The sequence below is a fragment of the Candidatus Aquicultor sp. genome (genome assembly GCF_054640775.1).
Genome location: NZ_JBTSLF010000067.1, coordinates 1 through 14084 on the forward strand (window position 1 = coordinate 1; position 14084 = coordinate 14084).

10 protein-coding genes are annotated in these 14084 nt (G+C 49.9%); 5 read left to right on the forward strand and 5 right to left on the reverse strand.

Annotated elements, in window-relative coordinates:
- Positions 1-640 (forward strand): nucleoside recognition domain-containing protein (locus tag ACYC56_RS07175; protein WP_461373499.1); only part of this gene is annotated, 640 nt, incomplete at its 5' end.
- 175 nt (positions 641-815) lie between these two features.
- Here ACYC56_RS07175 and ACYC56_RS07180 read toward each other — a convergent pair.
- Positions 816-2885 (reverse strand): O-antigen ligase family protein, encoded by a 2070-nt coding sequence (locus ACYC56_RS07180; protein WP_461373500.1) that lies wholly within the window; start codon positions 2883-2885, stop codon positions 816-818.
- Between the two features lie 245 nt (positions 2886-3130).
- Between ACYC56_RS07180 and ACYC56_RS07185 the strand changes: the two genes are divergently transcribed.
- Positions 3131-4483 carry a diguanylate cyclase gene (locus ACYC56_RS07185; RefSeq protein WP_461373501.1) on the forward strand — a complete coding sequence of 451 codons (1353 nt, stop codon included), beginning with the start codon at positions 3131-3133 and terminating at the stop codon, positions 4481-4483.
- Here the strand turns inward: ACYC56_RS07185 and ACYC56_RS07190 are convergent.
- The 4 genes from ACYC56_RS07190 to ACYC56_RS07205 all read right to left on the reverse strand — a co-directional run bounded on the left by ACYC56_RS07190 (position 4480) and on the right by ACYC56_RS07205 (position 11033).
- A complete protein-coding gene (locus tag ACYC56_RS07190; protein ID WP_461373502.1) occupies positions 4480-6504 on the reverse strand; it encodes an O-antigen ligase family protein in 2025 nt (674 codons plus the stop codon). The genes ACYC56_RS07185 and ACYC56_RS07190 overlap by 4 nt on opposite strands.
- Positions 6505-6592: 88 nt before the next feature.
- The gene (locus tag ACYC56_RS07195; protein WP_461373503.1) at positions 6593-7873 is read right to left on the reverse strand and encodes a NapC/NirT family cytochrome c; all 1281 of its coding nucleotides are present in this window, start codon (positions 7871-7873) and stop codon (positions 6593-6595) included.
- Complete coding sequence (locus tag ACYC56_RS07200; protein WP_461373504.1) at positions 7870-8907, reverse strand: hypothetical protein; 1038 nt, start codon at positions 8905-8907, stop codon at positions 7870-7872. The genes ACYC56_RS07195 and ACYC56_RS07200 overlap by 4 nt, the downstream gene beginning before the upstream one ends.
- A gap of 101 nt (positions 8908-9008) precedes the next feature.
- The gene (locus tag ACYC56_RS07205) at positions 9009-11033 is read right to left on the reverse strand and encodes an O-antigen ligase family protein (protein WP_461373505.1); all 2025 of its coding nucleotides are present in this window, start codon (positions 11031-11033) and stop codon (positions 9009-9011) included.
- A 548-nt stretch (positions 11034-11581) separates the two neighbouring features.
- Here ACYC56_RS07205 and ACYC56_RS07210 point away from each other — a divergent pair.
- The 3 genes from ACYC56_RS07210 to dinB form a co-directional block, all read left to right on the forward strand.
- A complete protein-coding gene (locus ACYC56_RS07210; RefSeq protein WP_461373506.1) occupies positions 11582-12250 on the forward strand; it encodes a winged-helix domain-containing protein in 669 nt (222 codons plus the stop codon).
- 371 nt (positions 12251-12621) lie between these two features.
- The gene (locus ACYC56_RS07215; protein ID WP_461373507.1) at positions 12622-12882 is read left to right on the forward strand and encodes a hypothetical protein; all 261 of its coding nucleotides are present in this window, start codon (positions 12622-12624) and stop codon (positions 12880-12882) included.
- 2 nt (positions 12883-12884) lie between these two features.
- A partial coding sequence (dinB, locus tag ACYC56_RS07220; protein WP_461373508.1) for a DNA polymerase IV occupies positions 12885-14084 on the forward strand: 1200 nt, incomplete at its 3' end.

A 14084-nucleotide genomic window follows, 5' to 3' on the forward strand; every position in this document is an offset into this window, starting at 1 on the left:
CACCGCGATCCTGCAGTGGGCCATACCCTGCTCCGCGCAGATCGGGGTTATCGCCGTGCTTTTGGGCGCGATCGGTGGTCTTTATACCCTGCTCTATACCGGGTTCATCTTTTTAACGCTGGTGGCTATAGGGACGGTGCTTTCTAAGTGGCTTCCCGGCAAGTCCTCGCCGTTGTTAATCGACCTGCCGCCATTACGTTTGCCGAGACCGGATAATGTCGTGAGAAAAGCGGTAACGAGGTCGTTTGCTTTTATGAAGGAGGCAACGCCCTGGTTCTTTGTAGGCGCGCTTATCGTATCGGTGATGCAGGTCTCTGGAATGCTTACCGTCTGGCAGAACCTCTGGGAACCGATTACGACCGGATGGCTCAGGCTTCCAAAAGAAGCCGCCACCGCTTTTGTTATGGGCCTTGTCAGGAGAGATTTCGGTGCGGCGGGGCTCTACGCTATGCATCTTACACCGATGCAGACGGTAGTTGCGCTGGTTACGATCACCCTGTTCGTGCCCTGTATCGCGTCGGTTATGATTCTTTTCAAGGAGCGCGGTTGGAAACAGGCAGTACCGATTTGGTTCGGGAGCTGGGTCTTAGCGTTCGGCCTTGGTGGAATCATCGCGCAAATTCTGATTAGGGGGCTTTAAAGTGAAATGTACGATAGCGAAACCGGAACCCAAGGTCTGTAAAGTCTGCGGGTTTAAAACGGACAACATGTTGATTATGGCTTGTCCCCGCTGTATGGCGAGTTTGCCCGGGCCGACCTCTTGCAGCGGTGGTTGCAGCAGTTGTCAGATATCAAAGTAATGCCGACCCACTTCATTACTTTGATTTTATCGCCGCCTTGACAGAGGAAGAATCCCCCACAAGAGACAAGAGACGGTCTTTCATACCCTTGGCGTTAGGGTCCGACTTAACGGCCTCCGATAAGAGTTCTTTGGCCCTTGCCGTGTCGCCCTTTAGTTCGTAGGCGGCCGATTCGGCAACGAGCGCTTCAAGATTGCTCCCCTCAAATGTACGTACGGACTCAGCGCATTGTATGACCTCGTTAAGCTTCTTTTTTCGTAAGTAGAGTTCAAGTAAATCGACAGAGATGCCTAGGGAGAGAGGGGCCTTATCCCGGGCACGATTAAGGTAGAGATCGGCTAGGTCCAGATCGCGCTTGTCTTTGGTGTAACGGGCGGATGTGAGGTAGGCCTTGCCGAGGGTATGTAAAAGTTGTGGGTACTCCGGGCTATACCGTAATCCACGTTTTATCGGCGCTATCGCTAATCTTGCGTAGCGTGGATCATCCCGATCCCCGGTGAAATCCAGGCATACGTTGGCCAGATGCCACTGATAATATGGCTGTACCGCGCAATACGTACCGAAAGCATATGCGTTTTCAAGGGCGGAATCGCTGAGCGTCGTATCGGCCTCATTCGAGAGTGCATAGTAGCGGGCTTCGACGGCCAGCGGGGTTATTGCGGCCACGGCCAGCAGGAGCAGTGTCGGAATAGCCACGACTTTTAAGACGACCCCCCTATTCACTTGGTGCCGAAGCAGGTAAACAGCGTGTTTTGTTACCAAGCCGGTGCTTGCACCCATGATAAACCAGAAAAATGTGCTTAACTCATTAGTCGCAATTCCGGTTAATCCCTGGGTAAGGTAAGCAACCATAGTACCGAGGAGACCGATTGCTATAGAGCGGTCCTCCTGCCTTATCGATCGCATACCTTTGGCGAAGATATTAGAGATGATATTAGCAATCAAATTAGCGAGAACATATATGATGAGCCAGAGCTGGGCGAGTAGTAACGGGAGCCCACCGTCGATTGCCATCTGTAAGTAGATATTGTGTGCACGGTCGTTGAAGCTGTTTTCGATACGTGCCAGATGCACGGTCGTATACTTATTAAACCAGTCGCTGGTTTGTCCCAAACCATACCCGGTAAGCGGCCTGTCGGCGATCATGTGAAGAGAGCTTTTCCATATCTCGATGCGGCTCTCGAGTGAGCCAGATGCCCGCGCCATATCAAGAACCCGAGTGGTCCCCAAGTTAAGCGAGACCGAGAAGATGATCCCAAGAAGAGCGCCTAATATAATCAAGAGCGCCCAGTAATTTTGCCGGGGTGATTGTATTTGAGACGCTTTCGGGCGTTTGAGCCTTTGATATATAACTACTATGGTGCCTGCAAGGGCGCCCAGCCAAGCTCCTCGAGACATCGTAGTGAACAACATTGCCGCGCCAAGGCCGAGGAGGCTGAAAACAATGATTGGATGGTCCCATACCTGTTTATCGTCTTCGGGCGGGAAGAGGGCTTTCGCCAGGAGTATGGGGATCGACATCGCCAAGAAGCCGCCGAAAAATACCGGGTTGCCAAGCGTAGAGCTGATTCTTCCTCCAGTCTGGAAACCAGGATGCAGCATGTCAAGCCCAAAGACCTCAAGCATCCCATAAACGGCAACGAGAGCGAACGCACCCATAAACACCGGCTCAAAGCGCCTGGCAAATAGCCTGTTCCGGGCTGCTTTATATGCAAACCACATGATGATCATGAAGCATATACCGGCAGGAACACTCTCATACCTGTTAAACCTGCCAATAAAGCTTGCGAGCGGGTTAGCTGAGATCGCAGCGGTAATCGTAATCCCCAGCAGAACCAGCCCTGCTATGAGCAGGCTTGCTGTAATCGGTATCTCGATACGGCCGGTCGCAAGCCACTTCCTGGCCTGCAAGTAGACGAGAAATAGCGTAAGCAGGTACAGAGCCGTAAGCTTGGGCAGGCCGAAGTAATCCAGGTTTAACGGGGAGAAGACAAGTAAAACAATGAACGGAGCGGCGACCGTTCCCCACAGGATGATGTCGTCTATTTCTGTAATGAGTTGTTCTTTGCTGCTTGTATTCGCCATGTTCCAAAACATAAAGAAAATTTGTTCGTAATGGTTCTACTATGGCATACAGGCGGGTTGTTTGCCACCTTTTAAGCGCCCTTGTTTTTGCCTTGCAACAGCACAGTGGCCGTATGTACAGGGCTGATGCGAAGCTGGTTTTTACGGTGCAGGATTGCTATAGTAATGCTAAAGCTTTTTTATGGGCCAGACGATAAAAGTGCTAAGGCAGGTAAGCGTAAAACCAGTCGAGGGGGTTGCAATCAATGAAAGCTAAACAGTCCATAAACGTCGCAATAATCAGCGCTGGAGATGAAGGTGCCCACCTTACATCGATGTTAAACGATTGCCCATCTATTAATATAATCGGGCTTTGCAACCCAAGGCGGGACACATCAAACGCCTTGATCGCGCAAGAGATGAATATTCCCCTTTTTGATAAAATCGAAGAGCTTCCAGCCATCGGTGATGTGGACTTAATCATCGATGCCGCTGATGAGGCTATTATAATCGGCGAGATGGAAGGCCTTGGTGCGGTTGAGGTCATAAAAGGCAAGAGCGCCGATGTTATCAAGGACATTCTGGCACGGCAGAGGAGTTACGGCGAGGATATCGACAGTATCCTTGCGGTAGGCTACGAATTTGCCTCGCAAAAGGATAGTAAGGCGATCTACCGCACGATTGTGGAGCATGCCATAAAGATAACGGGATGCGCCGCGGGCAGCATCGTTATCTTCAACGAAAAAACGGAAACCTGCAGGCTCGCCGACCTCGTCGGTTACTCCAAGAATATTGGCGATTTTGTATGGGAGCTGCAGCCCGGGGGGATAACCGAAAGCCTTCTCGATGGAAAGGGACCGATCCTCATCGACGATATTAAGCAAGAGCCGCTTTTTGATAACCCAGTGATGAATGAGGGCACGATATCAGTATTGGCTACCGCACTAAAAGAGGCCGATGATGTCATCGGGTTCCTTTTTGTCGGAGATTTTAAGCCGAGGAAGTTTTCTGATAGAGAAGTAATGCTCTTCTCGGCATTTGCCGGGCAGGCATCGCTTGCATTGCAGAAAGCGTTGCTTATCGATAAAACAGAGGAACTCTCGATCACCGATAGCCTTACCGGTCTCAACAACGGCCGGCATTTTTTCACTACGCTTGATGGTGAGATTATGCGAGCGCAAAGATACGGGGGATATTTTGCCGTACTTCTTATGGATGTTGACAACCTTAATTACATTAACGATGATTTCGGCTATACAAAAGGCGATTGGGCGCTTAAGAAGATTGCGGACACGATACGCTCGTGCTCGCGCCAGACCGATTATAAAGCAAGGTATGGTGGCGATGAATTTGCCATGATCCTACCAAGTACGAGTTGCGCACAGGCATCGATTTTGGCAAACCGCATACGGCGTCAGGTGCATGACCTCGTCGTTGAAGGCAATGGCAAAGAGATCAGGCTTTCGGTAAGCGTCGGTTTAGCGGAATTTCCAAGCCTTGGGCCGGATCGCGATGAGTTGATGAGCGCCGTCGACACGGCTCTTTACATCTGTAAACAGCGCGGACGGAACTTAGTCTGCTGCTACGATGACACCGGCGAGCCAGCCGGACTTTCTTAATTACCGCTCGTTTTTAATAAGAATCCGGGGGCTATCTCCTCGACTTTTTTGAAATACTGGTTGGCGGCCACCTGGTCGCCGATTTTTTGTGCGTAGGTCGCAAGCGCGTAATAAAACCTTGGATCTTGTTGATCCATGTCAATCAGTTGCTGTGCGATAGTAGCCGCCTCTTTCGAATCACCTTTTAGCGTTGCGACGTCAAAGAGTTTGCTCTTGATAAGTGGGAGGCTGGGCCACAGCTTTTGCGCAAGCTTGTAATACTTCTCGGCCCGCGTGAGGGCCATCTGATCCTGTGACAATCGGTAATCTAGCAGGCTTGACTCACCGACATAATAGGCCAGTTCGAAATCGCGTTTGTTGTAGTCCAAACCCTGTTCGGCGATGAGCGAAGCCCTACGGGCGAAGATCTCGTTTTGAGAAGACGCCGCAAAATCAAGGTAAAACTCGGTAGCGCGCTTCGGGTATTCGGTCTGATATGGGTAGATGGTGGTCAGGGCCTCGAATAAGGGTTCTGCCTGATCGGGCGACACCCGTGCCAGCTGCTCGGCCTTAAACAGATAGATGTCGGCGACGATTGGACGTATGGCGAGCAGCGAGAAGGCGACAAATAAGGCTATCGCTACGGGTATGATTGCTTTAAGTTGGAGCCATTTGGGGACGACGAGCCTCGTTTCTTTAGTCTGATACCTGATGGTAACCGATGCTCCAAGCATCGACCAGACGAGAGGGCTTATGAAAACCGCCGGGATACCGGTTTGCGACTGCGCAAAGTATCCAGTCAATGCCGCAAAGAGGCCTGTTGAGTAGGGGGTCTCACGCATTGTGCTCCTATTTCTAAATAACCCCAGAACGGCTATTACAAACATCCACATGTACAATAGAAGCCCTGGCAGACCCATATCAACTGCCGCTTGGAGCAAATCATTATGCGTGCGATCGGCTATGCCGTTAGGTGCAAGGCTCACATGCTGCGCGGTTTTATAGAGAGGAAACCAGTAACCCATTTGCTCGAGACCGTAACCAAAGAGCGGTTTGTCGGAAACCATCTTAAAAGAGGCTTTCCATATTTCAAGCCGGGTTGCCGCCGAACCCTCCGAGAAAGCAAACGTAGACACCAGGCGTTGGCCGAGATGACTATTTGGTGCTGCGAATAAAGAACCTATTACTACTATGCATACGGTTATTGTCACCACGACCACAGCAAATCTATTTTTAGACGTAAGAGACTTCGATGTCTGCGTTTTACGCCGCGCTTTCTTTGTGCGTTTATTTTTTACGCCGCTTTGTTTCCTTGATTTAATTACTATCGCCATGACAACGGCAACCATGCCCAACCAGGCGCCCCTTGACTCTGTATAGATAAGGTTGATGCTACCAATCGCTATTAATGACCACGAGAAGAGACGCCACCTCTGCTCGTCGGAGTTTCTGGCCAGAATGAAGAGCAAGGGGAGCATGATAACCAAATACGAGCCGAAAAGAATCGGGTTGCCGAAACTCGATTGCACCCTGGCCTCAAAATGCAGCACGGTTGGGAAATCAAGGCCGAATAGCTGCAGGAAGCCGTAGAACGATACCAGTGCAAACCCCGCCGCCATTATTTTGACCATGCGCTCCAGGTTCTTTTCTCCCTTGATCGATTGAACCGTAAAAAAGTAGATAAGCGCAAAGCAGATTAAGGAGGGGAGCCCTTCATATCGCTTATATTTGCCGATCAATCCGAGCAAAGGTCCATCTGAGAGAAGCAGGGAGATTGTGGCATAGATGACGATGAGGAGCACCGGTATATCAAGGGGAGTTCTGCGGATCACAAACTCCCCATTCCTGATAGAGAGCGTGATAAAGACGATAGCGAGAAGCAGCGTGGCTACATACAGAAACGTAACTTTCGGCAGCGCGTACATATCCTCGCTGTAAGGAAACATGATGATCGGGAGGAGGGTAAGAACCAGCGATAAGATCAAAACTGGCAGGTCATCGAGAAAGGTATTCTTTTCTTTTGATTTCGCATTTTTTCCCATCAAACACCGCTTATAGCTAACAAGTAAGTTAGTTATGAGTATAGGGGTTCGCTAATCTCAAATCAAAAGGTAGAGTTTGCTTGGGTGTTTATTGCATGCCGGTTTTCCAGCCACCATTCATCTGGTTTCCACTAGCTCCGCCATATGTCGACGGGTAGACTTTATCGGCATCGTCATGGCACCTGGCGCAGAAACTCAAACCGTGGCAATTGCAGCCGGCGCCGTTAAGTTTAGCAACTGCACGGTGTTTGAAATACCAGTCCTCGGTTTTACCATGAATCTCACCCGGGTCATGGCAACCGCACATCCTATTCACAACCATCTTCTTGAAGTGGCATTTATAACAGAGCCCATTGCGTGCCTCGGCTTGCATCGGGTGATGCTTTTTGAACTCATCCGAATGCGGTAAGCTTAACCCGTGGCAGTCTACGCATCGTTGTGTCGTGACCGGCTTGTGGCAGCCGGTACACGTTAACCCGATATCTTTTACCTTGGGCCAATCATCAAGCGTCCGGTTGGGTTTGTATGCGATATCCTGCTTGTGGCATAAACTGCACTTTGAGCTTGCAGTTTTATTGTTGTGACAGGTGATGCATCTGTTCATCGCAAACGTCCGGTTCGCCTTCACCGAGTGAGCAACGTCGGGGTGACAATTCGTACAAATCAAGCCGCCACTAAGCAGGTCCTTATGCCGCACTTTTATTTCACGCTCGTCGGTTATAGTCCGGTCATAAATGTCCCGGTGGCATTGCAGGCATGCAGCATTGGATACTATCGCTCGCGGTATGTCGTCACCCTTAACGAAGTGCGACAACAGGTTTTGCGCCCCATGAACGTTGCCGATTATGAAACCGAAGACGCCCGGCTCGTAGTGGCAGCTAAGGCAATTGGCGGTATCCTTATGCGATGATTTCTCCCACGTCGCATAGTTGTTCTCAATCGAGTGACATCTCACGCAAAACGCAGGTTGCGAGCTTCCGACTGCGATGATTAACACAGTGATCACGAGTACGCTACCGGTTATTACCAGTCGTTTTATGACTTCTTCTCTAGGAAGTTTCTTTCTGACCCTTTTCGAAGCTTTATAAATTCTATATTGCTTCTTAAGCGACAGGACTACCATTACGAGGAGCATGATAATCAGGAACGTCAAGACCACCGATGCGATTATAATGACGGCTTCACGGGGATGGTTACGCGGATTCTTAAAGATCGTTTTTACCTGGCCAAGCAGACTTTTGATGAGCGGTACATATTTTTTTACGTTCACCACGTCGTCCACAAGTCTGCTCAGCAGTGAATCCGATTGCGTCGTTGATGCTATGTAGATGTACGCGCCTAAAAGGCCCAGCTTATCCAGGAGCATCATTCAAGCCCTTTCAACAACAATTGCTGCAAGCCCTGTGTAGAATCTGGCTTCTCGCCTCTTGATTCCGGCGAAAATTTTCTCCCGGGCGTATTCGTATGGGCTGCCTTTAGGTGGCAGGCTATACAGGCATCCTGCACATGGCAGCGCCAGCATAGCTCGTAGCCGTGGTTTTTAACTTCAAACTCATGGTTTTTGATAAAGCCTTGAGGGTGCGGCATCTCTATACGATGACAATCCATGCAGAGACTTTTCCTATGGCACTGATAGCATCCCCCGACATTAATCTTCGCGGCTTTTGGGTGCAGGTACGACCAAGGCTCAGTATGTGGAACCTCGCTCTTGTGGCACGTCATGCAAAAGTTCGCGTCATGGCACGTTGAGCATGTTTTAGGATCGCCCATTCCATGGGTTGATTTCCAGTTCGGCCCATGGGTCAGTTTCCAGGGTCCGCCGGTTGAAAGCTCGTCGCTTTGAGCGCGTTGTGGATGACACTTTTCACACGTGACATCGCCCTCCGAATAGTTATGACAGGCCGCGCAACTATCCATATCGGGCTGATTTCTAGTCCGCTTTGCCATTTTATGGGCTACTTCGGCATGGCAACCAACACAGAGGTAGGTTGAAAACTCTTTATGGCTTATCCGGATACCTTTACTTACGACCGTGTCTTTGATCTCGCGGTCATGGCAACCGAGGCAATTCTCGTTTTTTACCTGACCGGTTATTGGATCCTGGTAGGAGCGAAACAACCACGCCGTGAAGTTCTTGCCTACTTTGAGTTCTAGGGTTAAGAAGGAAAAATAGCCAGGTTCTTGATGGCAAGCAAGACATGATACCGATCGGTGAGGAGAGGCTTGCCATGAGTTGACCTCTTGCCGCGTAGCATGGCACGCGGAACAGGGGACCCCTCGCTCCGCAAAGAACTGGATTGATATGCCCAGGAACAAAAAAAGCGAAACGGCAAGGAGTATTAAAGCTTTGGTTTGATTTCCGGCGTCTCCAAGAAATCGACCCTTGGTTCCCACTTTAACCATTTAAACCCTTTATTTATCCCCGACCGTACACGGTCGGATTTATCTTTTAAAAGCGATTGTAACCATCTGCGTGCGAGCTTTTGCAAGTAGATTATAGCAGTTTATTGGCTGCCATACTCGAGGTTGTCAAGAGCGGCCTGAACGTCTTCCTGATTGGGATTTAGTCTGAGAAGTTTCTTGTAAAGCGTTTTTGCCCGTCCGGCTTTTGCGCTTTTCTCGTATGCCTGAGCGAGGCGGAACGTTACGTCGCCGTCTGTGGGGTCTACCCGCAATATTGCTTTTGCCTGCTCTATCGCCTCCGTATATTTTTCCTGTATCATGTAGAGACCTAAGAGACCTCTACGTGGATTCGTGGAGTATGGGTTCTTATTAATCGCCATACTGTAATACGTTTCAGCCTGGCCAATAAGGGCCTGGTCGTTCGCAAACCCAGCGTATATTCTATAAGCCCCCGCCTGTGTAAGCAACAAATCGAAGTCGTCCGGGTCGTATCTTAGGCCTGCTTCAGCAACTGATATGCCCTGCTCGATAAGCGATGTGCTCTTTAGCGAATTGCCCTGATTTACGAGGCTCACTACAAGTTCTCGCCTGTATTGTGCCTGGTATGGGTCCATATCGACGGCTTTGCTGAACTGTGCTGTTGCCTGTTCTGTTAACCCGACAAGCTTGTAGGTGATGCCATTGAAATAATAGGTGTCTGCTACCAGCGGCTTAAAGGAAAACACCAGAAGAACCGATGCTAGCAATGCAACAGCCGTGATAATCTCAACCCGCCGTTTAGTCTTCAAAGATATCGTAATCGGCTCGGTGTTACATGCATAAGGCAGTGCGGCGACGCTTCCGCCCAGCACCCACACCGGAGCGGAGATTCCGATAACATCAACCCCGGTCAAGCCCTGGGCGACATATGCTATCAACCCCGATATGACTGCGGCCGCATAGGTATGCACAGGCCCTCCGTTGTTTTTCAGCGCCCTGAGGCCTATCCCGGCCAACGCAATAATAATCCACAGGAAAACCAGCAGGCTTATTAGGCCTCCATTTACCGCAACTTGAAGGAATATATTATGCGTTCTATCTGGAATCGTATTTACCTCGAGCTGGGCTTTCTTGAGCGTCGTGAATGCCGATGCCCAGGCATACATCTGGTCGGGTCCATAGCCTTCGAGCGGACGTACGGAGATCATCTCGACCGCGCTTTTCCATATTTCTATTCGAGTTGCCGGGGTTCCTTGCCCGATATCTGCTGCCGACACGAGCTTATTCTCAATAGATGCGACGGTTGTCTGCAGTTTTCCTGTACCGGAAGCAGCCATGATTAGCACGGCAAACGCTATTCCGAAGACCAACATGGCAAACGCTGTTCCAGCCCCTTTGGTCAGGTTCTTACGCTGTATGACGACGACGGCAATAATGCCTACTATGACTCCGACCCATGCGCCTCGGGACTGTGAGAGCACTGTGCCAGCCACACCCAGTACGAGAAGCATCCCAATGGCGGTTTTTGGCATCGAGGGCAGGGTGTCCTCGTCGATGAGATAAGTGAGAAGCAACGGTATCATGATCGCAAGATAGCCACCAAAAAAGACCGGATTGCCCAGGGTGGAACGACCCCTCCCCGAAAAATCGCGAAGAGCCGCCGGTAGAATATCAAAGCCGAGCGCCTGCAAGATGCCGTAGAAGCTGATTATTCCAAACGAAATAAACGAGATGGAGATAAGATTTTTTCGCCACTCTGCGTCGTCCAGAAATTGGGTCGCCATGAAGCAAAGCACTACAAAGCTATAAAGTGTCGGTAAATTCTCGTAACGGCCGTATTCACCGATCAAGCTTATGAGCGGGATAGGCGATGCTACTGTTGCAATCGTTGCCATTGCTGCAAATGCAAGTAGCGGTTTATTAAGAGGCGTCCGCTTTATAACAAGCTCTCCCGATAACAGGGAGCGGGCTATAAAGCTCACACATGCAGCCAACGCAAGAACATATAAAAGCGTTGCCTTAGGCAAATCGAACAAATCGAAATTAATCGGAGAGATGATAAGAGGGATAAGTGCGACCGTCATGATCAACGACCAGCGAATAATGCCGTCAAATAAGTCTGTTGCTTGAGAAGCTTTCTTTTCCACGAAATCACGCCTAACAATCTGGTTCCAAATGTTTAGCAGGTTCGCTGCTAAATTGCTTAAAAGCAGGTTAAACTATTTATTGCTCTTTTATTATTAACAGATTGTGAACGCGGTGTCAAAGTAAAACTATCATATAAATGCGTATGATACCTGCACGATATCTAGCCGGAATGTGACCGAAAATAAATCGGAGAGCAGGTGGCTCAGCTGCTCTTAAAAAGAATCTTGTACATAAAAAACCAGCCACAGAGCTATTCCTGACAGCCGAAACCAGGGAGGTTTCGAATTTAAAAGCTTGTGGCTGGTGTGCCCCCGATATAGGTTTTAACTACGACCAAAGAGATAATCAAATATAGTATGTTATTTTATTATCAATATAGTAAGACAAGCGGCAGGGTTTGTCAATAAAACTCATGTAATGGTAATAAATATCAGCGCTTCATGGGGTACTACGTGAAATTGCTATGACAACGTTTGCTTTTTATCAAGGTCTAGTATATATTTTACTAAAGATTGTAAACTAAACTACAATGGATGGTGGTTTACTCATGAGTAAATTGCAGAAAACAAAAGCAACCCCCGCAGCAGTGCTTCATCGACTCGCCCTTTACCATTGCCTCCTAACCGATTGGCTTTTAGCGGGCAAGAAGGGTGCGATAACATCCAAAGAAATAGCAAGCGCTTTAGGGTTGAATGAAGTAACGGTAAGAAACGACCTATCGTTTATGAGCGAGACGCCTGGAAAGCGCGGCGTGGGCTATAGTATCGATGGGTTACGGCAAATGCTGGGCGAATTCCTGGCCTTGCCGTCGTTTGCGCCGGTCGCGTTTGTGGGATCGGCCAAGGTCATAAGCTCTCTTTTTAGCTTCTTCCTGGTTGAGAAGTACGGTTTTATATCGGCCGCTTTCTTTTCTGAGGACCCAAATGATAGAGGAGCGGTAATTAATGGAAGGGAAGTCCAGCCTGTCGAGGCGGTCTCTTCTGAGCTAAGCGCCATGGGAATCAAAGTCGCCGTAGTCGTAACCCACCCGAGCTGGGTTCAGCACAGCATTAACCTTCTCGCCCAGGCCGGCGTAAAGGGCATCCTGGTGCTGACGCCATCGGTAATAATCGAAGCGCCAGAAGGCGTTTATGTAACGCAAATCAGAATCCCGTGCGATCTTAAATCGCTGTTCCATAGGGTGAATATGCTGGAGCAGCAGCGGTTGGAAGAATAAATTTTCTATCCTTGCTTATTAATTAATCAGCTTTGCAAAAGCGGATAGCCAGATTTCAAGACAAGAGACCGGTAAACATATGTTTACCGGTCTCTTGTCTATTTTTTATCGAGCACGCTCTTGTCCCCTAAATCTCCCCAAAGCTTTTCTGCTGCAGGCGCGAGGTCGAGCCTTGCGATTTACGTAATCCTTGCTATTGACAAAAGGGGGCACGGGGGATAACCTTGTATCTATAGCAAAGCGAACATATGTTCGTATATCGCACGGGCGAACTCGGGCAAACCGTAAGAGCAACACGGGTGCGAGCGGTGCGAATATATGGATGCATGGACAACGCAGATAAACCGTAAAGGGCTCGAGAAAAGCTGGCAATGGAGATAATCATGGTGCTTGACGTGCATGAACCAATTGAAGTATCGGCCGTCTTCCTTCGCGGCCGCCTGAAACCGGTTTCGTTTATGTGGAACCGCAGGTACTATAAAATCGCCGAGGTAACCGGTGTTTATAGGTATTCGGTCGGCGTTTCTAAATGCTATGGCTACACCGTAGTCTCGGGTGCGGACGTCTATGAGATCTCACTGAATGCCGGGGATATGACCTGGCGCCTCGAGAAGATACATGGCAAGGGGTAGCCATGGCAAGGACGATTATCCATGTTGACATGGACGCCTATTTCGCCTCAATCGAGCAGCGCGACACACCGATTTACAAGGGGAGGCCTTTGCTGGTTTGCCACTCGGATGATTTATCCTCTTACCGGGGCGTTGTCGCGGCGGCTTCGTATGAGGCCAGGGAGTTCGGGGTCAAATCCGGAATGTCGGTTCTTGAGGCTAAGCTCAAGCTTCCCAATGCCGTCTATGTAGCCGGAAATTACGATAAATACCTGCATAATACACGGCGCTTGATGCGGATATGCGAGAGATATACCGACCTCGTGGAGGTCTACTCCATTGATGAAGCGTTTCTCGATATCACCGCAACCGCCCATTTTTTCGGCTCGGCGAGGGACGCCGCCGCACGGTTGCAACAAGAGGTGTATGAAAGGCTCAGGTTAACCTGTTCGGTGGGGGTCGGCCCGAGTAAGCTTGTCGCAAAGATGGCCTCCGAATTTAAGAAGCCGGCAGGGTTGATGCAGATCAGGCCCGAGGACCTGCCCGATGTGTTGCTTCCCCTGCCGGTGGGCGATATCCCGGGAGTGGGTTCGCGGATGCGAAAGCACCTGGACGCTATCGGGATAAAGACTATCAAGCATCTTGCGTCAGCGCCGCTTGATCTTTTAATAGCGAAGTTCGGGATCGTCGGCGAGATACTCCACCGGGCGGCCAACGGTATCGATGATAACCCCGTAATCCCAACGCACCGGGGGACGGATGTAAAGTCGTTCGGGCAAAGCTCGTCGCTGGGCAAAGGCAGTACGGATATCGATTATATCTGCGATATTCTGTTGGGTCTTTGTGACGGCGCCACCAGGAGAATGCGAAAAGATGAATATCTGGGAAGAACGGTATCGGTATATCTCTGTCTCGGGCGGATGTTTAGCCTGAGCCGTCAAGCAAGTCTTGGCGGCTACACCGACCTGCCTAAACGGGTCTACAATGTGGCAAAAGATCTCCTGCTTAAAGAGGAAGCTCCGCTGGATATCTACCCGGTGACTAAAATAGGGATGAGCGTGACAAACCTCATCCGGCGTGACGCCGGGCAGCAAACATCGATCTTCGATGTCTTAGACGAGCGGGAGACCATGCTGGTCGCGACCGTCGATACCCTGAAAAATAGATACGGTGAACGGGCGATAACCAGATGCTCGCTGTTGGGACGCGCTACTTCGATTCGT